General features: G+C 77.4%; 19 protein-coding genes. 13 read left to right on the top strand and 6 right to left on the bottom strand.

Going from position 1 to position 24,396, the window contains the following annotated elements; all coding sequences use genetic code 11:
* Positions 1-53 precede the first annotated feature (53 nt).
* Genes Cpa01nite_RS18725 through imuA' form a run of 3 tightly spaced genes read right to left on the bottom strand, consistent with a single transcriptional unit; the run spans position 54 to position 6,497 of the window.
* Positions 54-4,001 carry a PHP domain-containing protein gene (locus Cpa01nite_RS18725; protein WP_239068824.1) on the bottom strand — a complete coding sequence of 1,316 codons (3,948 nt, stop codon included), beginning with the start codon at positions 3,999-4,001 and terminating at the stop codon, positions 54-56.
* A complete protein-coding gene (locus Cpa01nite_RS15015; RefSeq protein ID WP_203669566.1) occupies positions 3,994-5,634 on the bottom strand; it encodes a DNA polymerase Y family protein in 1,641 nt (546 codons plus the stop codon). The genes Cpa01nite_RS18725 and Cpa01nite_RS15015 overlap by 8 nt, the downstream gene beginning before the upstream one ends.
* Positions 5,631-6,497: a DnaE2-dependent mutagenesis accessory factor ImuA' gene (gene imuA', locus Cpa01nite_RS18720; protein WP_239068823.1), complete on the bottom strand. Its 867-nt coding sequence runs from the start codon at positions 6,495-6,497 to the stop codon at positions 5,631-5,633. The genes Cpa01nite_RS15015 and imuA' overlap by 4 nt, the downstream gene beginning before the upstream one ends.
* A gap of 570 nt (positions 6,498-7,067) precedes the next feature.
* Here imuA' and Cpa01nite_RS15005 point away from each other — a divergent pair.
* Positions 7,068-7,604: a YbhB/YbcL family Raf kinase inhibitor-like protein gene (locus Cpa01nite_RS15005; protein ID WP_203669565.1), complete on the top strand. Its 537-nt coding sequence runs from the start codon at positions 7,068-7,070 to the stop codon at positions 7,602-7,604.
* Positions 7,605-8,019: 415 nt separating this feature from the next.
* Here Cpa01nite_RS15005 and Cpa01nite_RS15000 read toward each other — a convergent pair whose 3' ends face one another.
* The gene (locus Cpa01nite_RS15000; protein ID WP_203669603.1) at positions 8,020-8,487 is read right to left on the bottom strand and encodes a GNAT family N-acetyltransferase; all 468 of its coding nucleotides are present in this window, start codon (positions 8,485-8,487) and stop codon (positions 8,020-8,022) included.
* A 58-nt stretch (positions 8,488-8,545) separates the two neighbouring features.
* Here Cpa01nite_RS15000 and Cpa01nite_RS14995 point away from each other — a divergent pair, with 58 nt between their 5' ends.
* The 7 genes from Cpa01nite_RS14995 to Cpa01nite_RS14965 all read left to right on the top strand — a co-directional run bounded on the left by Cpa01nite_RS14995 (position 8,546) and on the right by Cpa01nite_RS14965 (position 14,911).
* Positions 8,546-9,046 carry a DinB family protein gene (locus Cpa01nite_RS14995; RefSeq protein WP_203669564.1) on the top strand — a complete coding sequence of 167 codons (501 nt, stop codon included), beginning with the start codon at positions 8,546-8,548 and terminating at the stop codon, positions 9,044-9,046.
* 60 nt (positions 9,047-9,106) lie between these two features.
* Positions 9,107-9,679 (top strand): YbaK/EbsC family protein, encoded by a 573-nt coding sequence (locus Cpa01nite_RS14990; RefSeq protein ID WP_203669563.1) that lies wholly within the window; start codon positions 9,107-9,109, stop codon positions 9,677-9,679.
* Between the two features lie 328 nt (positions 9,680-10,007).
* Complete coding sequence (locus Cpa01nite_RS14985) at positions 10,008-11,063, top strand: iron-containing redox enzyme family protein (protein ID WP_203669562.1); 1,056 nt, start codon at positions 10,008-10,010, stop codon at positions 11,061-11,063.
* A complete protein-coding gene (locus Cpa01nite_RS14980) occupies positions 11,060-12,169 on the top strand; it encodes a glycosyltransferase (RefSeq protein ID WP_203669561.1) in 1,110 nt (369 codons plus the stop codon). The genes Cpa01nite_RS14985 and Cpa01nite_RS14980 overlap by 4 nt, the downstream gene beginning before the upstream one ends.
* On the top strand, positions 12,166-12,435 hold the full coding sequence (locus tag Cpa01nite_RS14975) for a CDGSH iron-sulfur domain-containing protein (RefSeq protein ID WP_203669560.1): 270 nt from the start codon (positions 12,166-12,168) through the stop codon (positions 12,433-12,435). The genes Cpa01nite_RS14980 and Cpa01nite_RS14975 overlap by 4 nt, the downstream gene beginning before the upstream one ends.
* The gene (locus Cpa01nite_RS14970) at positions 12,432-13,175 is read left to right on the top strand and encodes an MBL fold metallo-hydrolase (RefSeq protein ID WP_203669559.1); all 744 of its coding nucleotides are present in this window, start codon (positions 12,432-12,434) and stop codon (positions 13,173-13,175) included. Before Cpa01nite_RS14975 ends, Cpa01nite_RS14970 begins: the two co-directional genes overlap by 4 nt.
* 137 nt (positions 13,176-13,312) lie before the next feature.
* On the top strand, positions 13,313-14,911 hold the full coding sequence (locus Cpa01nite_RS14965; protein ID WP_203669558.1) for a phytoene desaturase family protein: 1,599 nt from the start codon (positions 13,313-13,315) through the stop codon (positions 14,909-14,911).
* Positions 14,912-14,993: 82 nt separating this feature from the next.
* Here the strand turns inward: Cpa01nite_RS14965 and Cpa01nite_RS14960 are convergent, their stop codons facing one another.
* Positions 14,994-16,034: an App1 family protein phosphatidate phosphatase gene (locus tag Cpa01nite_RS14960; protein ID WP_203669557.1), complete on the bottom strand. Its 1,041-nt coding sequence runs from the start codon at positions 16,032-16,034 to the stop codon at positions 14,994-14,996.
* Positions 16,035-16,257: 223 nt separating this feature from the next.
* Positions 16,258-16,683 carry an LbetaH domain-containing protein gene (locus tag Cpa01nite_RS14955; RefSeq protein ID WP_203669556.1) on the bottom strand — a complete coding sequence of 142 codons (426 nt, stop codon included), beginning with the start codon at positions 16,681-16,683 and terminating at the stop codon, positions 16,258-16,260.
* 293 nt (positions 16,684-16,976) lie between these two features.
* On the opposite strand from Cpa01nite_RS14955, the gene Cpa01nite_RS14950 reads away from it, so the two are divergent.
* From Cpa01nite_RS14950 to Cpa01nite_RS14930, 5 genes are all read left to right on the top strand, one after another.
* The gene (locus Cpa01nite_RS14950) at positions 16,977-17,738 is read left to right on the top strand and encodes a DeoR/GlpR family DNA-binding transcription regulator (RefSeq protein WP_203669555.1); all 762 of its coding nucleotides are present in this window, start codon (positions 16,977-16,979) and stop codon (positions 17,736-17,738) included.
* Between the two features lie 13 nt (positions 17,739-17,751).
* Positions 17,752-18,792, top strand: coding sequence for a zinc-dependent dehydrogenase (locus Cpa01nite_RS14945; RefSeq protein WP_203669554.1), 1,041 nt, complete (start codon positions 17,752-17,754; stop codon positions 18,790-18,792).
* A gap of 198 nt (positions 18,793-18,990) precedes the next feature.
* Entirely contained in the window at positions 18,991-20,517 is a 1,527-nt protein-coding gene (locus Cpa01nite_RS14940) for a PTS mannitol transporter subunit IIBC (RefSeq protein ID WP_203669602.1), read from the top strand.
* Positions 20,514-20,951, top strand: coding sequence for a PTS mannitol transporter subunit IIA (locus Cpa01nite_RS14935; RefSeq protein WP_203669553.1), 438 nt, complete (start codon positions 20,514-20,516; stop codon positions 20,949-20,951). Before Cpa01nite_RS14940 ends, Cpa01nite_RS14935 begins: the two co-directional genes overlap by 4 nt.
* Before the next feature lie 318 nt (positions 20,952-21,269).
* A partial coding sequence (locus tag Cpa01nite_RS14930) for a DEAD/DEAH box helicase (RefSeq protein WP_203669552.1) occupies positions 21,270-24,396 on the top strand: 3,127 nt, incomplete at its 3' end.

Below are 24,396 nucleotides of genomic sequence, written 5' to 3'. Positions count from 1 at the left end.
TGGGTCCCGCGGCCTCCCGCACGTCTCGCCCGGCGTCCTCCGGCCGGCGGGCGTCACTGGAAGTCCCGGGACGACGTGGCGATGCCCAGCGACAGCGGGGTCAGGTGCTCGGCGATGAGGTTCGTCGCCCCGTCGGCGCGTTCCAGGCGACCGCGCACGACGAGCGCCCGGGAGGTGCGGGCGATCTTCCGGAACCGCTGCCACAGCCCGGTGCTGCACACGATGTTGAGCAGGCCGGTCTCGTCCTCCAGCGACAGGAAGGTGACGCCGCCGGCCGTGCCAGGCCGCTGCCGGTGGGTGACGACACCCGCCACGGCGACCCGCCGGCCGGCCTCGTGCCGGAAGGCCTGCTCGACGCGGAGCACGCCCTGGGCGTCCAGGCCGTCGCGCACGTACTGGGTCGGGTACGAGTCGACGGTCACCCCGGTGGCCCAGACGTCGGCGACCGCGAGCTCGACGGGGCTCATGCCCGGCAGGGTCGGCGCCTGCACGCCCACCGAGACGCCCGGGAGGGTGTCGGGGCCCTCCTGCGCGAGCGCGCCGGCCGCCCACAGCGCCTCGCGCCGGGTCACGCCCAGCGATTCCAGCGCGCCGCCCGTGGCCAGCGCCTCGAGCTGGGCCGTGCTCAGCTGGACCCGCCGCACGAGGTCCCGCAGGTCGGCGAACGGGCCGTTCGCGTCCCGCTCGGCGACGACGCGCTCGGCGACCTTCTCCCCCACGTTCCGCACGGAGGCGAGGCCGACGCGCACCGCGAGGGAGCGGGCTGGCTCGGTGGACTCGGCGGGCGCGGCGACTCCACCCGACCCGGCGCGGGCGGGCTCGGCGGGCGCGGCAGCTCCACCCGACCCGGCGCGGGCGGGCTGCTCGGCCTCGGGCCCGGCGGCGTCGGCCGCCGGGCCGAAGGGCGGGGGGACCTCGCCGAACCCCGGCGCCCCGCCCGCCCGCAGCGGCGGGACCGGCGCCGTGCCGGACGGCCGCGGGGTCAGGCGCGGCTCGCCGCCGGCGGGCTCGGGCCCGACGCGCTCGACGACGGCCTGCACCCCGGACCGCTGCACGTCCGGCCGCAGCACCGCGATGCCGTGCCGGCGGGCGTCCGCGACGAGCGACTGCGGCGAGTAGAACCCCATCGGCTGGGCGGCCAGCAGGCCGGTGTAGAAGGCGGCGGGGTGGTGCACCTTGAGCCACGAGCTGGCGTAGACGAGGAACGCGAACGAGTACGCGTGCGACTCCGGGAAGCCGAAGTCGGCGAACGCCTTGAGCTTGTCGTACACCTCCTCGCGCACCGGCTCGGGGATGCCGTTGCGGGTCATGCCGTCCATGAGCCGGGCGCGCAGCGCCTCCATCTTCTCGATGCTGCGCTTGGAGCCCATCGCGCGCCGGAGCTGGTCCGCCTCCGCGGGCGTGAAGTCGGCGACGTCGATGGCCATCTGCATGAGCTGCTCCTGGAACAGCGGCACGCCGAGGGTGCGCTGCAGGGACTTCTCGAGCCGCGGGTGCGGGTAGGTGATCGGCTGCCGGCCCTGGTACCGCTCGATGTACGGGTGCACGGACCCGCCCTGGATCGGCCCGGGGCGGATCAGGGCGACCTCGACGACGATCCCGTAGAAGCTCCGCGGCTGCAGGCGCGGCAGGGTGCCCATCTGGGCACGCGACTCCACCTGGAACACCCCGACCGTGTCGGCGGCGCACAGCAGGTCGTAGACCAGCGGGTCCTCGTTCGGCAGCTGGTGCAGGTGCAGGCGCGGCCCGCCGTGCTTCTCGACCTCGTCGAACGCCAGCCGCAGGGCGGTGAGCATGCCGAGGCCGAGCAGGTCGAACTTCACCAGGCCGGCGTCGGCGCAGTCGTCCTTGTCCCACTGCAGGACCGTCCGGCCCTCCATGCGCGCCCACTCCACCGGGCAGACCTCGATGACAGGGCGGTCGCACATGACCATGCCGCCGGAGTGGATGCCGAGGTGCCGCGGCAGGCGGAGGAACCGGTCGGCCAGGTCGATGACGTGCGCGGGGATCTCGTCCAGGTCGCTCGCGGGCGGCGGGCGGTGCGCGGGGACGACGTCGTGGCCGTCGGCGGTCGGCTGGCCGGCCTGGCGGTCGGTGTCGTCGAGCCCGGCGGGCCGGCGCGGCGCGGGCGCGGGTCCGGCGCCGGGCTCGTGGTTCCAGCCCCAGACGACGCCGTCGGGGTCGCGCTGCGCGGCGGCGTACTGCGCGGCGCGGCGGTCCTCGCGGGTCACCGGCGAGCCCGGCGGCGGCGCGGCGGGCGGGCCGGTCGGGACGGGCGGGACGGGCGGGACGGGCGGGACGGGCGGGGTCGGCCGGCTCGACGGGGTCGACGCGGCGCCCGGGCGTGCGGGCGGCGGTCCTGGTCGGGCCGACGGCGGTCCTGGGCGCGTCGACGGCGGGCTCGGGCGGGTCGAGGTGGGCCGGTCGGCGACGTGCTGGGTGGGCGGCGCGACCGCGTCGGCGGAGCGCGCATCCGGCCGGGGCCCGGACCCGTGGTGCAGCCCGGACCACCACGGTCGGGTCGGCTGCGGCCCCCGCAGGGTCCCCCAGCGCTCGATCGACTTGCTCCACGCGTCCTGCTGCCCGACGTCGTACCCGAGCGCGCGGGCGGCGTCGCGCACGGCGGACCGGGCGCGGTAGGAGATGACGTTGGCGACCTGCGCGGCGTGCGTGCGGCCGTGCGTGGCGTAGACGTACTGGATGACCTCCTCGCGGCGGCCGGACTCGATGTCGACGTCGATGTCCGGCGGCCCGTCGCGCTCGGGCGCGAGGAACCGCTCGAACAGCAGGCCGTGCGCCACGGCGTCGACGGCGGTGACCTTGAGCGCGAAGCAGACCGCGGAGTTGGCGGCCGAGCCGCGCCCCTGGGCGAGGATGCCGTTGCGGTGGCAGAAGTCGACGAGGTCGTAGACGACCAGGAAGTAGCCGGGGAACCCGAGGTCCTCGATGACGCGGAGCTCGTGCTCGAGCTGCGCGTACGCGCCGGGCACGCGCTCGGCCTCGGGCGGGCCGTAGCACTCGAGGGCGCCGCGGCGGACGAGCTCGCGCAGCCAGGTCGCCTCGGTGTGCCCAGGCGGGACCGGGTACGGCGGCAGCTGCGGGGCGACGAGGTGCAGGTCGAAGGCGGACTCGGCGCCGAGCGCGGCGGCGGTGGCGACGGCCTGCGGGTACCGGCGGTGCCGGCGCAGCATCTCGGCCGCGGACGCCAGGTGCCCGGTCGGGGCCCCGGGCAGCCAGCCGTCCAGGTCCTCCATCGAGGACCGGGCGCGCACGGCGGCCAGCGCCATCGCCAGGTCGGCGTCCCGCGGGGTGGCGTAGTGCACGTTCCCGGTGGCGACGAGCGGCAGCCGCGCGTCGGCCGCCAGCCCGGCGAGGGCGTCGGCGAGCTCGGAGTCGTACGGCCCGCCGGCCTGGGTGACCTCGACCGCGACGCTGTCCCGGCCGAACAGGGCGACCAGGCGGTCGAGCTCGGTGCGCGCCCGGGCGACGCCCGCCGCGGTGACCGCGGGCTCGCGGCCGCCGTCGGTCAGGGCATGGCGCACCGGGCCCTTGCGGCAGCCGGTGAGCACGAGCCAGCCGCCGGCGGCCTGCTCGGCGAGCTGCTCCAGCCGGTACTCGGCGGCGCCCTTGGTGCCGGTCGCGAGGTGCGCCTCGGCGATCGTGCGGGACAGCGCCCGGTAGCCCTCGGGCCCGCGCGCGAGCACGGGCAGGTGCAGGGCGCGCGGATCGGGCACGCCGGTCGGCAGGTCGAGGACGTCGGGGCCGGCGACGCCCGGGACCGGCAGGTGCAGCTCGGCGCCGAACACGGTGGGCAGCCCGACCTCGCGCGCCGCCTCGGAGAACCGGACGACGCCGTACAGGCCGTCGTGGTCGGTGAGCGCGAGCGCGCTGAGCCCGAGCCGGTGCGCCTCGGCGGCGAGCTCCTCGGGCTGGCTGGCGCCGTCCAGGAAGCTGAAGGCCGAGTGCGCGTGCAGCTCTGCGTAGCGCGGGACGTCAGTCATAGACGGCCTCGCAGGTCCAGCCGTCGGGTCGCCAGGCCAGCAGCAGGGCGCGGCCGTCGCCGAGCGTGACCTGCAGGTGCACCCGCAGGCCGGCCTCGGTCGGCGACCACCAGCGCTCGGCGAGCGGCCACGGGCCCGCCCAGCCGGCCACGTCGTGGTCGACGGCGGGCCGGCGGTCGGTCGCGGGCGTGCGGACGCGCACGGGGGTGCCGCTCATCGCGAACCGCTCGTCGAACCGGAGCGTCCGGCCGGCGCCGTCCAGCACGTCGACGGGCGCGGGGCGCACGGGCACGGTGGCCGGTGCCGGCGGCGGCAGGTGGCCCGGCCACGGCCGGTCGACCGGGCGGGGCGCGGCGGCCTGCGCGCCCCAGGGCTGCAGGTGCACCTGGTCGCGCACGTCCCGCCCGCCCTGCAGCGCGGCGGTGAGCACGCCGTCGCCGCCGAGCAGCCCCTGGACGCGGTCGAGCGCGCGGTGCGCGCGCAGGTCGCCGCCGGAGGCGCCGCCCCACAGCCGGCCCTGCTCGGCACCGGCGGGCGCGACGTCCTCGGCGGTGATGCCGAGCGCGACGAGGCCGATCGGCTCGGCGTGCTCGTCCGGCTCGCCACCGCCCGGGCGGGAGCCGGCGCCGTGCTCGGCGGCCGCGGCGGTCAGCCAGCCCTCGAGCTGCCAGCGGATGCGGTCGGTGATCCGCGCCGCGGACAGGCCGCCGAGGCCGCCCATGTCGGTGCGCCAGGCGCGGGTCAGCTCGGTCCCCTCGTCGGTCCGCGCGGTGATCCGCAGCCGGGCGCAGGTCACGGAGTGCTCGGTGAGCAGGGCGTGCAGCTCCTCCGCGAGCCGGCGGCCGGCGAACGTCGCGACGTCGACGCGGTGCGCGGGCGGGTCGAGCTCGGTGCCGACCTCCAGGTCGGTCTCCGGCCGGCGGCGGGCGGGCGGGCGCAGGTCCTCGCCGCGGACCAGCGTCCACGCCCAGGTGCCCCAGGTGCCGAACCGGGCGTGCACGTCGCCGCCGTCCAGGGCCGCGAGGTCGCCGAGCCGCCGCAGCCCGAGCCGGCGCAGCAGGTCGACGAGCTCGCCGACCGCGCGGCCGGCGTCGTCGGTCACCGCGGCAGGTGCGAGGTCGTCGACGGGGCGCGGAGCCAGGAACTCGCGGGAGCCGCCGGGCGGCACGACGGCGTCGGTGCGGGCGGCGAGGATCGCGGCGAGCAGCCCGTCGGCCGTGCCGACCTGGCACTCGTGGCCGGTCCGCTCGGCCACGACGGACACCAGGCGCTCGGCCAGCGTCTCCTCGGTGCCGTGGAACCGCGCGGCACCGCCCGCGGGCAGCAGGAGCAGGCCGGGCCGGGCCACCTCGATCCCGGCGACCACGGCCTCGGTCGCGACGGCGACCGGCTCGAACAGCCGGGCGTCCCGGTCGTCGTCGGTGGGCAGCAGGACGACCTCGGGGCAGACGCCCTGCGCCTGGCGGCGGCGCATGCCGCGGCGCACGCCCTGGGCGCGGGCGATCGCGGACACGGCGGTGAGGCGGGCGCCGTGCTGCACGGCGGCGGGCAGGTGCGGCGGCACCTCGGCGGCGCGCACGGCGGCGACGACCGGCCAGTCCGGCACCCAGACGACGGTGGTGCGGGTGCTCATCCGACGAGCCTCAGGTCGGGCGCGAGCAGCGCGCCGTCGTCGGCGAGGTCGCGGCCGGCGCCGGCGGGACGATCGGTGGCGGCGGGACGAGCGGTAGCGGCGGCGCGGTCGGCCGTCGCGCGGTCGGCCGTCGCGCGGTCCGCGGGCAGCCCGTACGGGTCGGTGCCCACCTCGAGCGGCAGCACCACGCGCAGGTCCTGGGCGCGCCCGGCGCTGCTCCCCCGGCCGGTGCGGGTGATCTGCACCTCGTGCGCGCGCAGCCGGCCGTCGCCGTCGCCCACCCCGGTCCACCGGCCGCCCTCGACGGTCAGCACGGTGCCCGCGCCCGGCCACGGGGCGGTCGCCAGCAGCACGGATCCCCGGTCGCGGGCGCGGGCCATGAGCCGGCGGCGGTCCGCGTCGGCGAGGTGGGTGCCGGGACCGACCACCACGACGTCGATGCCGTCCAGCAGGGCCGCGACCACGGTCGGCGCGTCCACGCCGGGCTGCGGGACGACGGCGAGCCGCTCCAGCGCCACGCCGGTCTGCGCGGCCGCGAGCAGGCCGAGGCTCGGCTGCCCGACGACGGCCGCCCACGCCTCCCGGGCGGTGCACGCGGCGGCGATCATCGCGAGCACGAGCGAGGTGGAGCCGAGCACCGCCGTGGTGCTGCCGCGGCGCAGGCCGTCAGGCAGCAGCGGGGCGAGCGCGGGCGGCACCGCGAGCGGCGGCCGGTCGGTGAGCAGCAGCGGGCCGCGCGCGGTCGTCGAGCGCGGCTGCGGCCGCCCGGGCAGGTCGGGGACGGCGACCGGGCCGGCCGGCGCGGGCGACGGGTCGCCGGCGGGCCCGGCGGGGACCACCGCGAGCGCCGTGGCGCCGTGCACGGGCGCGTCGGCACCGCGAGGGCGGCGGGCGGACCCGGCACGGGAGTCCGCCGCGCGGTCGGCGCGGACCCCGGGCGCGTCCCCGCGAACCGAGGTCGTCGTGGCCGCACGCCCCGCGTCGGTGCCGGGTGCCACACTGCTCCGCGCAGCACCGCTCGACGCGGCACCGCTCGGCGCACCGCTCGGCGCGGCACCGCTGTGACCGGCTCCCCGGGACCCGGCACCGCCAGGACCGGCCGTCGCCGTCGCGAGGCTGCGGGCGCCGGTCCGGAGCTCCGCGCTGGCCAGGGCGGCCCGGGCCCGGGCGATCCGCTCCTCCTGGCTCACCGCCCCACCCCTTCCTCACCGACCGCGCAACGGACGGGCGTCCGTTCGAACACGTGTTCGATTGTGCCAGTAGACGCTGACACTCGGGCACGCGTCAATCCGGCCTCACCCGACCTGTGGACCACCACCCGGCGGGTCGCGACGACGCGCCGCGCGACCCTGCGGCACCACCCGGGCGAGGGCATGATCGACCGGACAGCACATCCGTCCGGGCGCCTTCGCGCGCCCACCAGGAGGAGGACCATGGCCGTCTCGCTCACCCGTCCCGTCGCCCCCGAGCCCTACGCGCTGCTGCCGTCCGTCCCGGACTTCGACGTCGCCAGCGCGGACGTCACCCACGGCGAGCCGCTGCCTAGCACGCACGCGGCCGACGGCGACGACCTGTCCCCCGCGCTCGAGTGGTCGGGCTTCCCCGAGGGCACGCGCTCGTTCGTCGTCAGCTGCTTCGACCCGGACGCGCCCACCCCGGCGGGCTTCTGGCACTGGACCGTGGTCGACGTCCCGGTCAGCACCACGTCGCTCCCCCGCGGCGCCGGGTCCGCCGGCGGCGAGCTGCTGCCCGCGGGCGCCTTCCAGGTCCGCAACGACGGCGGGACGACCGGCTACACCGGCGCCGCGCCGCCGCCCGGCGACCGCCCGCACCGGTACGTCTTCGCCGTGCACGCGCTCGACGTCGACCACCTCGACGTGCCGCCGGACGCCACGCCGACGGCCGTGGCGTTCACCGCGCTGTTCCACACGATCGGCCGGGCGCTGATCGCGCCGACGTACCAGCGCTGACCCCGGCGGGGCCCGCGGCGGTGAGCGCCGCCGGCCCCGCACCGGGTGCGCGGTGGCGGCGGCACCACGCCGCTGCGAGGAACGTCGGCGTGAGCTCACCGTTCCGCACGCCGCTCTCCGCGACCATGCTCGTGTCCGGCGCCGTGGTCGCCCTCACCTCGGTCACCCTGTGGGCGCACAGCGCCGTGACCGGGGGAGCCCGTCCGACGGCGCGCGGGGTTCCTCCTGCTGGCCGTGGCCGGGCTGGCGCTCGAGCTCGCGGGCGCGTGGGTCCACGACCGCGGGCACCGTCGCCGCGGCGAGCGCCCGCACGCGCTCTGGGGACTCGACGACCGCAACCGCCCCGACCGGCTCCCCCGCCGCGACCGCGGCCCTGGGCGCCGGCGCTGACCGGTCCGACCCGGGACGCCCCGCCTCAGCCCGCGTCGGCCCCCAGCTCCAGCACCATCCCCGTCGCCCCGGGCGCCACGTCCCGGAACCCGAGCGACTCGTACAGCGCGCGCCCCGGCGGGTCGGCGACGAGCGTGACGTACGCGCCCCGCGGCGCCCGCGCCCGCACGTCGTCCAGCAGCCGGGTCAGGACCCGGCGGCCGAGCCCGCGGCCCTGGTGCGCCGGGTCCGTCGCCATGTCGGCGACCAGGAAGTACCACCCGCCGTCGCCGACCACGCGCCCCATCGCGACGACCCGCCCCTCCGCGGTGCGCGCGTGGCACCACGACCAGCTCCCCGTGAGGGCGCCCGCGCCCTGCTCGGGAGTCTTCGGCGTCAGGCCCGACTCGCGCCGCAGCCGCAGGTAGTCGTCGAGCGGCGGGGCCGCGGCCACGAGCACGTAGGGGTCCGCGGCGAACGGGTCGGCGGGCGGGGCGTCGCTCACGCCCGCCATCCTGCCGCACGCGCCCGCCCCCGCGGCGGTGTCGGTGGCCGCCGGTACGGTCCGCGGCATGGACGGAACCCTGGAGCGGGCGCGCCCCGCCGACGACGCCCCCGAGCGCGAGCTGCTCACCGGCATGCTCGACCACCTGCGCGGCAGCGTGGTCGCCAAGGTCGCCGGGCTCGACGACGAGCAGGCCCTGCGGCGGTCCGTCCCCGCGTCCGCGCTCACCGCCGCCGGCCTCGTCAAGCACCTGACCGGGGTCGAGCGGTACTGGTTCAGCATCGACTTCGCCGGCCTCCCCCTGGACCCGCCCTGGGGCGACGACGCGCCCGGCGCGTTCGTCCCGGGGCCCGAGGAGTCGCTCGCCTCGCTCGTCGCCGGGTACGAGGCCGAGTGCGCGCGGTCCGCGGAGGTCGCCGCCGGCGCCGCGCTCGACGACCGGGCGCGCGCCGACGACTGCGCGTTCACGCTGCGCTACGCCCTCGTGCACCTCATCCAGGAGACCGCCCGGCACTGCGGGCACCTCGACCTGCTGCGGGAGAGCATCGACGGGCAGACCGGGGAGTAGCGGCGTCCGGGCCCGCAGCACGGCCCGGCGCCCACCCGACCCGGTCGGTAGCCTGCCGCCATGACCCTCACGCTCGGATCCCTGACCTGGTCGCGCGCCGTCGACCGCCTGGACCTGCTCGCCGAGCCGACCGCCGCCGCCCTGTCCGGCTGGGCCGCCGTGGTCCCCGAGGTCGCCGACGCCGTGCAGGTGACGGAGATCGACCCCGAGCTCGCCGACACGGCCGCGATGACCGAGGCGTACGACCTGCCGCTGGTGGTGTCTGCGAACTGCGTGCTCGTGTCCGGGAGGCGGGCCGGTGACGAGCGCATCGCGGCGGCGGTGGTCCGCGCCACGACCCGCGCGGACGTGAACAACGCCGTGAAGCGGCTGCTGGACGTGCGCAAGGCGTCGTTCCTGCCGATGGACCGCGCCGTCGAGGAGTCCGGCATGGCGTACGGCGGCATCACGCCGATCGGCCTGCCGACCGGCTACCGGGTGCTGCTGGACGCGGGCGTCGCGCAGGACGACCCGGAGTCGGGTGGCACGGTGATCATCGGGTCGGGCCTGCGCCGGTCGAAGCTCGCGCTGCCGGGGTCGCTGCTGGCGTCCGCGCCGGGCGTCGAGGTCGTCGAGGGGCTCGCGCTCGCCTGAGCCGACCGGACCGGGCACGGGGCCGAGGCGCCCGCGCGCCGACTCCTCCCGGGCAGGAACGGTCGGCGCCGCCCCGGCCGAGGTCGGCGCCGCCACCGGTTCCGCCTCCGCGCCACCGGCGCGTGGCCCCGCCCGCGACCCCGCCGCGCGCTGACCTGCGCGGACGCCGCCGCCTCTCGGCGCGCGCGCCACGACCGGCACGGCTAGCGTGACCAGCACGGGAGCGGACCGCCTCACCACGCGGGCGCCCCGGACGGCCCCTCGAGCAGCCGGGTGGCGGACCGGTCGCGCGGCACCCCGCGCGACCCCACGGACGAGGGACACCCCCATGCGCGCACCGATGCCCCGTGGCCCGCTCAGCGAGCGAGTGCTGGCCAGCCTGACCTCGGGGGACGTCGACCCGGCGCTGCCGGACGAGGCCGTCCGCGCGGCCGACGCGTCCGCGGACCTGCTCGTCGACGAGGACGTGCAGATCACCCTCACCGCGCTGTACGAGCTGCACCACCAGGGCCTGGACGGCGTCGACGACCGCCTGGAGTGGGACCCGACGCTGCTGCGCACCCGCGCCGTGCTCGAGGAGCGGTTCGAGGCGCAGCTCCGCCGGGACGTCGCGGTGCCCGACGACCTGCTGGCCGAGCTCGAGGCGAGCACCGCCACCGAGGGGCTCGCCCCGGCGGTCGCCCGCGCGCTGTTCGACCTGACGAGCCGCGACGAAGGCCCGAGCCTGTCCGCGTACGTGGCACGGAAGGCGACCGACGCCCAGCTCCGCGAGATGCTGGTCCAGCGGTCGGTCTACCAGCTCAAGGAGGCCGACCCGCACACGTGGGCGATCCCGCGGCTGCAGGGCGTCCCGAAGGCCGCGCTGGTGGAGATCCAGGCCGACGAGTACGGCGGCGGCCGCCCCGAGCGGATGCACGCGGCGCTGTTCGCCCGGACGATGCGCGGCCTCGGGCTCGACGACACCTACGGCCGGTACGTCGACGACGTCCCGGCGATCACCCTGGCGTCGGTGAACATGATGATGATGTTCGGCCTGAACCGGCGGCTGCGTGGCTGCGTCGTCGGGCACCTGGCGGCGTTCGAGATGACGTCCTCGCAGCCGAACCGGCTGTACGGGAACGGGTTCCGCCGGCACGGGTACGACGCGGACGTCACCTGGTACTTCGACGAGCACGTCGAGGCCGACGCGGTGCACGAGCAGATCGCCGGCCGCGACCTGGCCGGGGGGCTCGTCGAGCAGCAGCCCGCGCTGCGGGACGACGTCCTGTTCGGCGCCGCGGCCTGCCTGGCGGTCGACGGCCGGGTGGGGCGGCACCAGATCGAGTCCTGGACCGCGGGCGAGTCGTCGCTGCGCCGACCGGTGGCTGTGGGGAGCCCCGCATGACCCCCGTCGGCCCGGCGCTCGCGGACGCGGAGTACGTCCTGCCGCTGCGCTGGGCCGACGACCGCGACCTGCCGGACCTGGCGGCCTACCTGGACCGGCTCGTCGCCTGGATGCCGGTCACCGTGGTGGACGGGTCCGACGACGCGCGGTTCGCCGCGCACGCCCGGGCGTTCCCGGCCGCCGTGCGGCACGTGCGCCCCGACCCGCGACCCGGCCGGAACGGCAAGGTCGCCGGCGTCGTCACCGGGCTGCGGCTCGCGCGCGCCGACCGGGTCGTGGTCGCGGACGACGACGTGCGGTACGACGACGCGACGCTCCGCGCGGTGCTCGACCGGCTGGGCGACGCCGACGTCGTGCGCCCGCAGAACGTCTTCGACCCGCTGCCGTGGCACGCCCGCTGGGACACCGCCCGCACGCTCGTGAACCGCGCGCTGGGCGGCGACTACCCCGGCACGCTGGCGATCCGGCGGACAGCGCTGGGGCCCGAGGGGTACGACGGCGACGTGCTGTTCGAGAACCTCGAGCTGCTCCGCACCGTCCGCGCGCGTGGCGGGGTCGTGCGCCGGGCCGACGACCTGTACGTCCCGCGTCGCCCGCCGACCGCCCGGCACTTCCTCGGCCAGCGCCCGCGCCAGGCGTACGACAGCCTCGCCCAGCCCGCGCGGTACGCCGCCGAGCTGGCGGTGCTGCCGGTCGTCCTGCTGGCGGCGCGCCGGGGTCCGCGGGCGCTGCTCGCCCTGGCGCTCGCCGCGTGCGCGCTCGCCGAGGCGGGCCGGCGCCGCGCCGGCGGCGCGCACCGGATCCCCGCGACGGCGAGCCTGCTCGCGCCGGGGTGGCTGCTCGAGCGCGGGGTGTGCGCCTGGCTGGCGCTGGCCCTGCGCGCCACCGGCGGCGCGCGCTACGGCGGGTCGCGCCTGCCCCGCGCCGCCACGCCGCTGCGGGACCTGCGCGCCCGCGCCGCCGCCGCCGACCGCGCGCGCCACCGCGCCGCGCACGCCGCCGACGCCGGCCCGGCCGGCCACGCCGACGCCGGCCCGCCCGGCACCGACCACCCGGACCGGCACGGTCCCTCCCCCGCCCCCCGCCACGCCCTGGAGACCGCATGAGCACCGAGACCGCCCCCGTCGTCCTGACCGCGTGCGCCGACGGCCCGATCCTCGTCCGCGGCGACGTCGAGATCCGCGACGCGGCGGGCCGGGTCGTCCCCCGCCGCCGCGCCACCGTCGCGCTCTGCCGCTGCGGCGCGTCGGGCATCAAGCCGTTCTGCGACGGCTCGCACAAGGCGATCGGCTTCCGCACCGACGACGAGGTGCCGCGCCCGCCGGAGCCCGTCCCGGCGCCCGGCGACGGTCCGCACCGGGACGCGCCGTGAGGATCTCGGTCCCCGCCGCGGGCGTCGCGCGCCTCGAGCACGCGTACGTCAACTGCTACGTGATCGCCGGCGCGCACGGCGCGACGGTCGTCGACGCCGGGCTCCCTCGGATGTGGGGCGCGCTGCCGCGGCTGCTCGCGGCCGTCGACCGCACGCCGGCGGACGTCCGCGCGGTGGTGCTCACGCACGCGCACTTCGACCACGTCGGGTTCGCGCGGCGCGCGCTGCACGAGCTCGACGTCGACGTCTGGGTGCACCCCGCCGACGCGCACCTCGCGGCGCACCCGTACCGCTACGCGCACGAGAACCCGCGCGCGACCTACCCGATCAGGCACCCGCGGGCGCTGCCGATCCTCGGCGCGATGGTCGCGGCCGGCGCCGCGCGGGTCCAGGGCGTGAAGGTCGTCCGTTCCCTCGCGGCCGGGCCGCGCCTCAAGGTCCCCGGCCACCCCGACGTCATCGCCTGCCCCGGGCACACCGACGGGCACGTCGCGCTGCACCTGCCCGACCGCGGCGTCCTGCTCTCGGGCGACGCGCTGGTGACGCTCGACCCCTACACCGGGCGGACCGGGCCGCGGATCGTGGCCGGCGCGGCCACGGCGGACAGCGCGCTCAACCTCGCGTCCCTCGACGCGCTGGCGGCGACAGGCGCCGACGTGGTGCTGCCCGGGCACGGCGAGCCGTGGACCGGCGGGGCGGCGGAGGCAGTCCGCCTGGCCCGCGCCGCCGGCCCCGCCTGAGCCGAGCGCGCACGGCTGCGCGTCGAGTGTCCGGAAACTCGCGGTCATCTCGGGGCACACCGGCCAGGTTCGTGGACAGCCGCCACGGCTCCGCCGCCGGCCTGCGTGCGCGAGGCATCCCGCCTACGGTCGGGGGCGTGACCTCGTCCTCCGCCGACCGCGCCGACCGCCACCGCGACGACCGGGCCCGACCCGCCCGCCACGAGCGCCCGCGCCGCGGCGGCGCGGGGCCGGGCCGGACCGCCGGCGCCCGGCCCGACGCCCGCGGCTCCCGCGAGGTCGACGCCGTCGTCGTGGGCGCCGGCCCGAACGGCCTCGCCGCCGCCGTGACGCTGGCCCGCGCCGGCCTCGAGGTCGTGGTCCTCGAGGCGCAGGACACCGTGGGCGGCGGGTCCCGCACCCTCGACCTCGGCCTCGCGCCGGGCGTGGTGCACGACATCTGCTCGGCGGTGCACCCGATGGCGTGGGCGTCGCCGTTCTTCCGGTCCCTGGGGCTGCACGAGCGGCTCGACCTGCTCACCCCGGTCGCGTCGTTCGCGCAGCCGCTGGACGGCGGCCGGGCCGCGATCGCCTACCGCGACCTGGAGCGGACCGCCGACGGCCTCGGCGTCGACGGCGACGCGTGGCGGCGGCTGTTCGGTCCGCTGGCCGAGCGCTGGGAGGACGTCGTCGCCCTCGCGCTCGGCGACCACCGCAGCCTCCCGGCCGGCGCGACGCCCGCGTCGGTCGTGACGGCGGCCCGGTTCGGGCTCGGGGTGCTGCGCAACGGCCAGTCCCTCGTGCCGTCCGCGCTGCGCACCGAGGAGGGTGCCGCGCTGCTCACCGGCGTGGCGGGGCACGCGATCACGCCGCTGCCGTCGCTCGCGGCGGCCGGCACGGCGGTGCTGCTGACCACGCTGGCGCACGCTGGCCACGGCTGGCCGGTCGTGCGCGGCGGGTCGCAGGCCATCGTCGACGCGCTGCTGGCGGACCTGGTGCGCCTCGGCGGCCGGGTCGTCACGGGGCACCCGGTCGCGCGGCGCGCCGACCTGCCGCCCGCCCGGGCGTACCTGTTCGACACCGGCCCGCGGCTGGTCGCCCAGGTGTTCGGCGACGCCATGCCGCCGCACCTCGTCCGCGCGTACGCGGGCTTCCGGTACGGGAACGCCGCCGCCAAGGTCGACCTCGTCGTGGACGGGCCGATCCCCTGGGCGCACCCGGAGGTGCACCGGGCGGGCACCGTGCACCTGGGCGGCACCCGGGACCAGGTCGTCGAGGCGGAGCGCGCCGTCGGCCGCGGCCGGCACGCCGAGCACCCGCTGACGCTGCTGTCGGACCCCGCGTCGCTCGACCACGGCCGGGTGTCCGGCGGCCTGCGCCCCGTGTGGGCGTACGCGCACGTGCCGGCCCGCTCGGACGTCGACCCCACCGAGACCGTGATCCGGCAGATCGAGCGGTTCGCGCCCGGGTTCCGGGACACCGTCGTCGCGTCGCACGGCATCCCGGCGGCCCGGCTCGCGGATCACGACGCCAACCTCGTCGGCGGCGACATCTCCGGCGGGGCGATCTCGCTGGTCGGCATGTTCACCCGGCCGACGCCGCCGCTGCCGCGGCTCGACCCGTTCTCGGCCGGCGCGCCCGGCGTCTACCTGTGCTCGGCCTCGGCGCCGCCCGGGCCGGGCGTGCACGGCCTGTCGGGCTGGTACGCCGCCCGCCGCGCCCTGCGCCAGGTCTTCGGCCGGTCCGACCGCGCCTGACCCCCGCACGAGACACGCCCGCGGTGCCCTCCGGGAGGGCACCGCGGGCGTGTCTGGTGCACCCCGGCGGGGGGTCTCGGCGTCAGCCGATGACGCCCGCGGCCGCCAGCTGGTCCGCCAGCGCCCGGCCGTCCGGCGCGTGCGCCGTCACGACCTCGGAGCGGTCCAGGTCGTCGACCGCGCGCTGGGTCGCCGGGGTCGGGCCGGGCAGGCCGTTCTGCGCCACCTGCTCGCCGATCGACAGCTCGCGCACGGCGATCGCGGCGACCCGTCCCGGGTGCTCGGCGGCGAACGTCTCGTACACCTGCGGGTCGTGCTGCCCGTTGTCGCCGACCAGGATCCACCGCAGGCCGGGCAGCTCCTCCGCGAGCCGGCGCAGCGTGGCCGCCTTGTGGTCGCGCCCGGACCGCATGAGCGCCACGCCGGTCGGGCCGAGGTCGGTCAGCAGCAGCGAGCCCTGCGGCAGCCCGACGCGGTGCAGGAACCGGGACAGGGCGCTCGCGGTGTTGAACGCGCCCGTCGACAGGTAGAACACCGGGGCGTCCGGGTGCGCGGCGGTGAGCCGCCCGTACAGCTCGGGCATGCCGGGCACCGGCTTGCGCCGGGCCTCGGAGCGGACCAGGAAGTTCCACGCCGCCAGGTGCGGGCGCGGCACCATCGTCACGAGCACCGTGTCATCGATGTCGCTGACGATCCCGTGCGTCGCGGCCGGGTCGACGATCTGCACCGGCGCCGGGACGTCGACATCCCCGTCGACCGACAGGTACAGCGTCTGCCAGCCCGGCTCGAGCGCGACGTCCAGCCACGCGTCCAGGTAGCCGCCGCGGTCCGTGCACCCGACCAGCAGGTCCGGCCCGTCGCCGGGCTGCGCGCGCACGCGGACCTCGGCGCGGGGCAGCTCCGCGGAGAACAGGTTGCGCCAGCCGCGCCGGGCGACGCTCCCGGGTGTCGGGGCGTCCGGCGCGGTCAGCAGCACGCGGGCGCGCACGCGGACCCGGTCGACGGTCCCGTACGACGGGTAGGCGACCACGCGGGCGGTGTACCCGCGTCGGGACAGCACCCGCACGACGGCGGAGTTGAACCGGTCCTCGGCCCGGGCGGCGATCTCGGCGAACGTCGGCATGCCCGCCAGTATCCCGGTGGTCGTGGCGTCGTGCGCGTCATGCGCCGGGGGTCCCGGCGTCGTGCGCCCGGGGGTCGCGGCGTCGTGCGCCAGGGCACCCCGCGCCCCCGCGCCCGGCACCTCCCGCGCGGGCGGTCGGGCGTCGCCGTGCCCGCCGCGCGCCCGGCACGACGACGACCCGGTCCGCCGCAGCGGCCGGGTCGTCGTCAGCGGGTCGGGGTGCTCAGCCCACCAGGTGGCGGTCGAGCCGGCCGGCCTTGCGCGCCGCGGCTCCCGGCACGACCGCGCCCGGCTCCACCCGCGACTCGGCCTCCACGACCGCGCGGGGCTCCAGGCGCGCGTCGGCGCCGATCTCGGCGCGCACGCCCACGGAGGCGCCGGCGCCGACCGTCGCGCCGCGGGCCAGGTGCGTGTGCGACCCGACGGTCGCGGCCACCTCCACGCGGGCGCCGGGCTCCACCCAGCAGTGCTGCCCGATCCGGGCGCGCGCCTCCACGCGGGCGCCCGGGTCCACCCAGGCCGAGTCCGCGACGTACGCCGTGTCGTCCACGACGGCCCCCTTGGCGACGAGCCCGCCGCCGTTGCCGTGACGCTGGTAGCGCACGACCGTGCCGTCCTGCATCTCGAGGTCTTCGTATCGCTTCTTCATCCTGCCCTTCCCAACGCCACAGGGGTCTCGCGTGTTCCCGCGGTCACGAACTCGAGCCTGACCTCCCGGGACGCGCGGCGCACGTCAGGAAGCGCCGGGGAGCACGCGCGGCGGCCACCCGCCCGAGCCCGGTGGACCTGCGTTTCCCCCCGCATCTGTGTTTGGTTTCCTCTGACCTCACCCGTTTGTGTTGACTTCCCGGTGTGTCCTCCGCCACAGTGGGCGCTGTCGGGCACCGAGGCCCGGCGCGGCGCCGCCACGGGCCGCACCTCGGAGGACAGGACGCAGCCGTCGTGTACCCGCCCGAACGCCACACCGTGATCCTCGCCACCGCGCGCGCCGCGGGCCGGGTCGAGGTGCAGCAGCTCGCCGCCGAGCTGGACGTGACGCCCGAGACCGTGCGCCGCGACCTGACGGCACTCGAGCGCATGGGTCTGGTGCGCCGCGTGCACGGCGGGGCCGTCCCCGTCGAGCGGCTCGGCTACGAGCCGGCCCTCACCCAGCGCGAGCACGAGCTCGGCGCCGAGAAGGACCGGATCGCCAAGGCCGCGCTCGACGAGCTGCCCGAGGGCGGGTCGGTGATCCTCGACGCCGGGTCCACCACCGCGCGGCTGGCGGAGATGCTGCCCGCGGACCGCGAGCTCACCGTCGTCACCCACGCGCTGCCGGTCGCCACGGCGCTGGCCGCGCTCCCCCTCATCACGCTGCACCTGGTCGGCGGCACCGTGCGGCCCCGCACGATGGCGGCCGTCGGGTCCTGGGCGGAGCGCGCGCTCGCCGACGTCCGGGTCGACGTGGCGTTCCTCGGCACCAACGGCGTGAGCGTCGACGCCGGGCTGTCCACGCCCGACCTCGCCGAGGCCACCGTGAAGCGCGCGCTCGTGGCCGCCGCGGCCCGCACCGTCGTGCTCGCGGACCACACCAAGGTCGGCCGCACCGAGCTCGCCGTGGTGGCGCCGCTCGGCCGGGTCGACGCCGTCGTCACCGACAGCGGCGTCGCCCCGGAGCTGGCCGACGAGATCGAGTCCGCCGGCCCGCGCGTCGTGCGGGCCTGAGTGAAGGAGAGAGATGAAGGTCTTCCGCTTCTACGCCCCCGGCGACGTGCGGCTCGAGGAGGCGCCCGAGCCGTCGCCGCAGGACGGCGAGGTCAAGATCCGGGTGCGCGCCACGTCGATGTGCGGGACGGACGTCAAGATCTCGACCTCCGGGCACCTGCGCATCCGGCCGCCGCGCGTCATGGGCCACGAGATCGCCGGCGAGGTCGTGGAGGTCGGCGCGGGCGTCGAGGGCTGGACGCCCGGCGACCGGGTCCAGGTCATCGCGGCCATCCCGTGCGGCGAGTGCGAGTTCTGCCGCGCCGGCGCCATGACCATCTGCCCGAACCAGGTGTCGATGGGTTACGACTTCGACGGCGGGTTCGCCCCCTACATGATCGTCCCGCGCGAGGTGCTGAAGGTCGACGGGCTCAACCGGATCCCGGACAACGTCTCGTTCGCCGAGGCCAGCGTCGCCGAGCCGTTCGCCTGCGCGATCAACGCCCAGGAGATCATCGACGTCCACAAGGGCGACACCGTGGTCGTCGTCGGCTCCGGTCCGATCGGCTGCCTGCACGTGCGGCTCGCCCGGGCCCGCGGCGCCGAGAAGGTGATCCTCGTCGAGCTGAGCCGCGAGCGCCTCGACCTCGCCGCCGCGGTCGTGCACCCGGACGTCGCGATCTGCGCCGCCGAGGTCGACCCGGTCGAGGCCGTCCGGGACGCGACAGACGGGCGCGGCCCGTCGGTCGTCATCACCGCCGCCGCGTCGGGCGCCGCGCAGGAGCAGGCGCTGCAGATGCTCGCCCCCCAGGGCCGGCTCAGCCTGTTCGGCGGCCTGCCCAAGGACCGGCCGACCATCACGTTCGACTCCAACCTCGTGCACTACCGCGAGCTGGCGGTGTTCGGGGCGAACGGGTCCAGCCCCGAGCACAACCGCCAGGCGCTGGCGCACATCGCCGACGGGAGCGTCCCCGTCGCCGACCTCATCACCCACCGGCTTCCGCTGGACCAGGTCGCCGAGGGCATCGACGTCGTCCGGACGGGCGCGGGCATCAAGGTCACCATCGAGCCGTGACGGCGCCAGCCGTCACCCACCACGAAGGAGCAGGTCAATGAGGATCCTCTCCGCGCCGGGCCGCAGCGCCCGGCCGACCCCCCGCGACGGGGAGGTGTGAGCCCCGTGTCCACCGCAGCCGCCACCACCGCCCCCGGTCCCTCGCGGGGCAAGCAGGCCCAGGTCCGCGTCCAGCGATTCGGGGCGTTCCTGAGCGCGATGATCATGCCGAACCTCCCGGCGTTCCTCGCCTGGGGCCTGATCACGTCGCTGTTCATCGCCGTCGGCTGGCTGCCGAACGGCATCCTCGGCGGGTTCGGCAACGCCGACGAGCCGGGCAGCTGGCAGGGCGCCGCCACCCAGCTCGCGCTCGCCGACGACGGCACCACGTTCCAGCAGTACGTCGGCCTGGTCGGCCCGATGGTGACCTACCTGCTGCCGATCCTCATCGCCAACGCCGGCGGCCGGATCGTCTACAAGGAGCGCGGCGGCGTGGTCGCGTCGATCGTGGCCGTCGGCATGATCACCGGGTCGACCGTGCCGATGTTCCTCGGCGCGATGATCGTCGGCCCGCTGTCGGCCTGGGTGCTGAAGAAGGTCGACTCGATCTGGGCCGGCAAGATCAAGCCCGGCTTCGAGATGCTCGTCGACATGTTCACCGCGGGCATCCTCGGCGCCGCGATGGCCGTCGGGGCGTTCTTCGGGTTCGCGCCGATCATCACCGGCGTGTCCGACGCGCTCGGCAACGTCGTGTCCTGGATGGCCGACAACCACCTGCTGCCGCTCATGGCCGTCGTGGTCGAGCCGGCGAAGGTGCTGTTCCTCAACAACGCCATCGGCAACGGCGTGCTCGTGCCGCTGGGCGCGCAGGAGGTCGTCGAGCAGGGCCAGTCGCTGCTGTTCCTGGTCGAGTCGAACCCCGGCCCCGGCCTCGGCATCCTGCTCGCGTACACGTTCTTCGGCGTCGGTGCGGCGCGGTCGTCGGCCCCGGGTGCGGCGGTCGTGCAGTTCGTCGGCGGCATCCACGAGGTGTACTTCCCGTTCGTGCTGATGAAGCCGGCGCTGATCATCGCGGCGATCCTCGGCGGCGCGACCGGCATCGCGACCAACGTGGTGTTCGGCAGCGGGCTGCGCGGCCCGGCGGCGCCGGGGTCGATCATCGCGGTGTACGCCGCGACCCCGCGGGACTCGTTCGTCGGCGTCACGCTGTCCGTGCTGCTGGCGTTCGCGGTGACGTTCCTCGTCGCGGCGGTCATCCTGCGGGCCTCGCGGAAGCGCGACCTCGCGGCGGGCGGCGGCGACCTGGCGGCGGCGATCGCGCAGACCGAGGCGAACAAGGGCAGGTCGTCCGCCGCGCTCGGCGCCATGGCCGCCACGGTCGGCGCCGGCACCGCGACCACCGACGGAGCGGGCCCGACCGACGGCGTCGCGGCCGCGACCGCGGCTCCCGTGCGGTCGATCGTGTTCGCGTGCGACGCCGGCATGGGGTCGTCCGCGATGGGCGCGAGCATCCTGCGGGACAAGCTCAAGAAGGCCGGCCGCGGCGACATCACCGTGGTCAACAAGGCGGTCGCCACCCTGGAGGACGACGTCGACCTGGTCATCACGCAGCGCGAGCTGACCGACCGGGCCCGGCGGCACGCCCCCAGCGCGCGGCACGTGTCGGTCGACAACTTCCTGTCCAGCCCCGTGTACGACGACGTCGTCCGCGAGGCCCAGGCGCAGGCGGAGAGGAGCACGTCGTGACAGAGCTGCTGAGCGCGGACCTGATCGTCCCCGCGGGGACCGCGCGGACCAAGGAGGACGCCATCCGCGAGGCCGGCGCGCTGCTGGTCGGGTCGGGGGCGGTCGACCCCGGGTACGTGGACGCGATGTTCGAGCGCGAGCAGACCATCTCCACGTACATGGGCAGCCAGCTGGCCATCCCGCACGGCACGAACGAGGCGAAGGGCGCGATCCACCGGTCCGCCGTCTGCCTGGTGCGGTACGAGCAGCCGGTCGACTGGGACGGCAACCCCGTCCGGGTGGTGGTCGGCATCGCGGGCGTCGGCGACGAGCACCTGTCGCTGCTGTCCCGGATCGCCCTGGTGTTCAGCGACGGCGACCGCGCGCAGCGGGTGCTCGACGCGACCACCCGGGAGGAGCTGACGGCGGTGCTGGCGGAGGTCGAGCCGGCCTGACCGTCACCGCGCGCGCCCGGGGCCACCCCTGACGGCCCCGGGCGCGCTGCTGCGCGGGCGCGCCCGGCGGTGGCGCGCGGCGCCCGGCGCGCGGCGCGCGGCGCGCGGCGCCCGGCGCGGGCGCCCGGCGAGACCGGTCCGCGTCGGCGAACGAGTACGCGACACGTCGAGAGAGCATCCAGTGGATGCTCTCTCGACGTGTCGGATGCTCTCTCGGCGCGGCGGCCGGCGCGGCGGCCGGCGCGGTGGGCGGCGTGGTGGGCGGCGTGGTGCGCGCGCGGTCGGGGGCTGTCGGGGGGCTGTGGCACGATCGGGCGCGTGCCCGCCGCTCCGTCCGCCGCCGACCCCGTGGGGCCGGCCGGCGGGGCCGGCGGGCCGAGCGGGCCGAGCCACCCCGGCGGCCCCGCCGACGCCGGCGACTGGCGCGAGGTGCTCGACGGCCTGCTCGCCTGGGGCGCCGACGCACCCGCCCGGCGCGCCCCGCGGGCCGCGCTGCAGGTCGAGCTCCGCGAGCTGACCCCGCGCACCCGCGAGCGCTGGAACGGCCCCGTCTCCCGCACCGCGGTCCCCCGGGCTCCGGGCGAGCCCCCGGACCCGACGACGGCCGGCTACCGCCTCGGCGTCCGGCCGGTGACCCGGTCCGACCGCGGCTGGACCCGCGGCAGCGTCACGTGGGCGAACATCCCGCACCTGCGCGCCCGGCTCGACCTGGACCCGGAGCAGCACCGCTGGTTCTGCCAGGTCGGGGCGCTGCACCGCGCCGCGGAGGCGCCCGTGCCCGGCCAGGACGCCGCGTGGGTGTACCTCGACGAGTTCGTCAACCCCGTCCTGTGGGACCTGCTGGACCAGGCGCGCGACCTCGGCATCCCGCTGGTCGGCTCCGGCGCGGGGGCGGAGGTCCGGCGCGGCGCGGCCGCGCGGCTCGGCCTGGACGTCGCCCGCGACCCCGCCGGGCTGCGGGTCGCCGCGCACCTGACGGTCGACGGCGAGGAGCACCCGGTCGAGCACGCGCACGCGATCGGGGACCACGGCGTCTACGTCGTCGACCCGGCGCACCCGCGGCGCGTGCTGCTCGCACCGACGCCGGAACCGCTGGGGCCGCAGCAGCTCGCGCTGCTCGGCGGCGCGCCCGGCGGGCGCACGGTGGCCGACGCGCTCCGGGCCGGCGTCGTGGTGCCCGCCGACCAGGCCGACGGCTTCCTCCGCGAGCGGCTGCCCGCCCTGCGCGCCGGGCTCGACGTCGCGAGCGCCGACGGGTCGGTGGTCGTGCCGCCGCCCGCCCCGCCGACGCTGGTGCTGACCGTGCGGTACCTGCCGACCCGGGTCGTCGACCTGGCCTGGTGCTGGGACGGGACCGCGCGCTCGGCGCCGGCGCCCGACCCGCGCGACCTGGTGCCCGCCGAGCTCGTGCCGGGCGGCTGGCCGCCCGCGGCGGAGGACGCGCCCGGACCGCACCCGCCGCTGCCCGACCCCACCACGCTGCGCGACGCCGACGCGGCCGACTTCGCCACCGCCGCGCTCCCCCGGATCGCCGCCCTGCCCGGCGTGCGCGTCGACACGGTCGGCACCGCCCCGGACTACCGCGTGCTGCACGACGCCCCGGTCCTCGCCGTCACCGCGCAGCAGAGCGACCGCACCGACTGGTTCGACCTCGGCGTCACCGTGACCATCGCCGGCCGCACCGTGCCGTTCGGGCCCCTGTTCACGGCGCTCGCGAAGGGCCGACGACGCCTGCGGCTGGTCGACCACACCTACCTGTCGCTCGACCACCCGGCGCTCGAGCCGCTCGCCGCGCTGGTCGCCGAGGCGCGCGAGCTCGCCGAGTGGGAGACCGGGCTGCGCGTCAGCCGGCACCAGACGAGCCTGTGGGCCGACCTGGCGGAGCTGGCCGACGAGGCGGAGGCGCCGGACGCGTGGCGCGGGCTGCTCGCCGAGGCCGCGGGCGACGGGCCCGTCGCCGTCCCGGTGCCCCGGGGCCTGCGCGCCGACCTCCGGCCGTACCAGGCCGAGGGGTTCGCCTGGCTGGCGTTCCTGTGGCGGCACCGGCTGGGCGGGATCCTGGCCGACGACATGGGCCTCGGCAAGACGCTGCAGACCCTCGCGCTGCTGCAGCACGCCGTCGAGGAGCGCCCGGCCGACGGCCCGCCGGAGGACCGCCGCCCCTTCCTCGTCGTCGCCCCGACCTCCGTCACGCCGAACTGGGTCGCCGAGGCCGCCCGGTTCACCCCGGACCTGACCGTGCGCCGGGTCGAGGCGACCGAGGGCGCGCGCACCACGCCGCTCGCCGACGTCGCCGCCGGCGCCGACGTCGTCGTCACGTCGTACGCCCTGCTCCGCCTGGACGCCGACGCCTACCGCGCCGTCGGCTGGGCGGGCCTCGTGCTCGACGAGGCGCAGCAGGTGAAGAACCCGGCCGCCCGCGTGCACCGGGCCGCGAAGGACCTCGACGTGCCGTTCGCCGTCGCCCTCACCGGCACGCCGGTCGAGAACTCGCTGACCGAGCTGCACGCCCTGCTCGACCTGGTCGCGCCGGGCCTGCTTCCGCCGGCCGCGGCGTTCGCGCTGCAGTACGTGCGGCCGATCGAGGACGCGCACGCCGGCATCGCATCCGGCCCGGGCGCCGGGGACCTGCCGGAGTCGGCCGCGCGGCTGCGCGCCGGGCGCCTGGAGCGGCTGCGCCGCCGGATCCGCCCGTTCCTGCTGCGGCGCACCAAAGACCTGGTCGCCGCCGACCTCCCCGAGAAGCAGGAGCAGACGCTCACGGTCGACCTCGACCCCGCGCACCGCGAGGTCTACGACCGGTACCTGCAGCGCGAGCGGCAGAAGGTGCTCGGCCTGATCGAGGACCTGGACCGGCAGCGGTTCATCGTCTACCGCTCGCTGACCCTGCTGCGGATGCTCGCGCTCGACGCCTCGCTCATCGACCCGGCGCTCGCCGGCACGCCGTCGGCGAAGCTCGACGCCCTGCTGGAGCAGCTGGCGGACGTCGCCGCGGAGGGGCACCGCGCACTGGTGTTCAGCCAGTTCACGTCGTACCTGTCCCGTGCGGCGGACCGCCTGGACGCGGCCGGGATCGCGTACGTCTACCTCGACGGGTCGACGACGCGCCGCGGCGAGGTCGTCGAGGAGTTCCGCACCGGCGACGCCCCGGTGTTCCTGCTCAGCCTCAAGGCCGGCGGCACCGGGCTGAACCTCACCGAGGCCGACTACGTGTTCCTGCTCGACCCGTGGTGGAACCCGGCGGCCGAGCAGCAGGCGGTCGACCGGGCGCACCGGATCGGGCAGGACCGGCCGGTGATGGTCTACCGGCTGATCGCGGAGGGCACGATCGAGGAGAAGGTGGTCGCCCTGCAGGCGCGCAAGGCCGCCCTGGTCGACGCGGTGCTGGACGACGGCGACCTGTTCGGCACCGCGCTGACCGCCGACGACCTGCGCGACCTGCTGA

Source organism: Cellulomonas pakistanensis (assembly GCF_016862755.1).
In the GTDB taxonomy this organism is placed as follows: domain Bacteria; phylum Actinomycetota; class Actinomycetes; order Actinomycetales; family Cellulomonadaceae; genus Cellulomonas; species Cellulomonas pakistanensis.
Note: the sequence above shows the minus strand (reverse complement) of the source record. Positions and strands in the feature narration are given on the sequence as shown.

Bases quoted from the DNA above. Each gene is read 5' to 3' on its own strand.
- Cpa01nite_RS18725 (WP_239068824.1), bottom strand. From the start codon at position 4,001: ATGACTGACGTCCCGCGCTACGCAGAGCTGCACGCGCACTCGGCCTTC.
- Cpa01nite_RS15015 (WP_203669566.1), bottom strand. From the start codon at position 5,634: ATGAGCACCCGCACCACCGTCGTCTGGGTGCCGGACTGGCCGGTCGTC.
- Cpa01nite_RS15005 (WP_203669565.1), top strand. From the start codon at position 7,068: ATGGCCGTCTCGCTCACCCGTCCCGTCGCCCCCGAGCCCTACGCGCTG.
- Cpa01nite_RS15000 (WP_203669603.1), bottom strand. From the start codon at position 8,487: ATGGCGGGCGTGAGCGACGCCCCGCCCGCCGACCCGTTCGCCGCGGAC.
- Cpa01nite_RS14995 (WP_203669564.1), top strand. From the start codon at position 8,546: ATGGACGGAACCCTGGAGCGGGCGCGCCCCGCCGACGACGCCCCCGAG.
- Cpa01nite_RS14990 (WP_203669563.1), top strand. From the start codon at position 9,107: ATGACCCTCACGCTCGGATCCCTGACCTGGTCGCGCGCCGTCGACCGC.
- Cpa01nite_RS14985 (WP_203669562.1), top strand. From the start codon at position 10,008: ATGCGCGCACCGATGCCCCGTGGCCCGCTCAGCGAGCGAGTGCTGGCC.
- Cpa01nite_RS14980 (WP_203669561.1), top strand. From the start codon at position 11,060: ATGACCCCCGTCGGCCCGGCGCTCGCGGACGCGGAGTACGTCCTGCCG.
- Cpa01nite_RS14975 (WP_203669560.1), top strand. From the start codon at position 12,166: ATGAGCACCGAGACCGCCCCCGTCGTCCTGACCGCGTGCGCCGACGGC.
- Cpa01nite_RS14960 (WP_203669557.1), bottom strand. From the start codon at position 16,034: ATGCCGACGTTCGCCGAGATCGCCGCCCGGGCCGAGGACCGGTTCAAC.
- Cpa01nite_RS14955 (WP_203669556.1), bottom strand. From the start codon at position 16,683: ATGAAGAAGCGATACGAAGACCTCGAGATGCAGGACGGCACGGTCGTG.
- Cpa01nite_RS14945 (WP_203669554.1), top strand. From the start codon at position 17,752: ATGAAGGTCTTCCGCTTCTACGCCCCCGGCGACGTGCGGCTCGAGGAG.
- Cpa01nite_RS14940 (WP_203669602.1), top strand. From the start codon at position 18,991: ATGATCATGCCGAACCTCCCGGCGTTCCTCGCCTGGGGCCTGATCACG.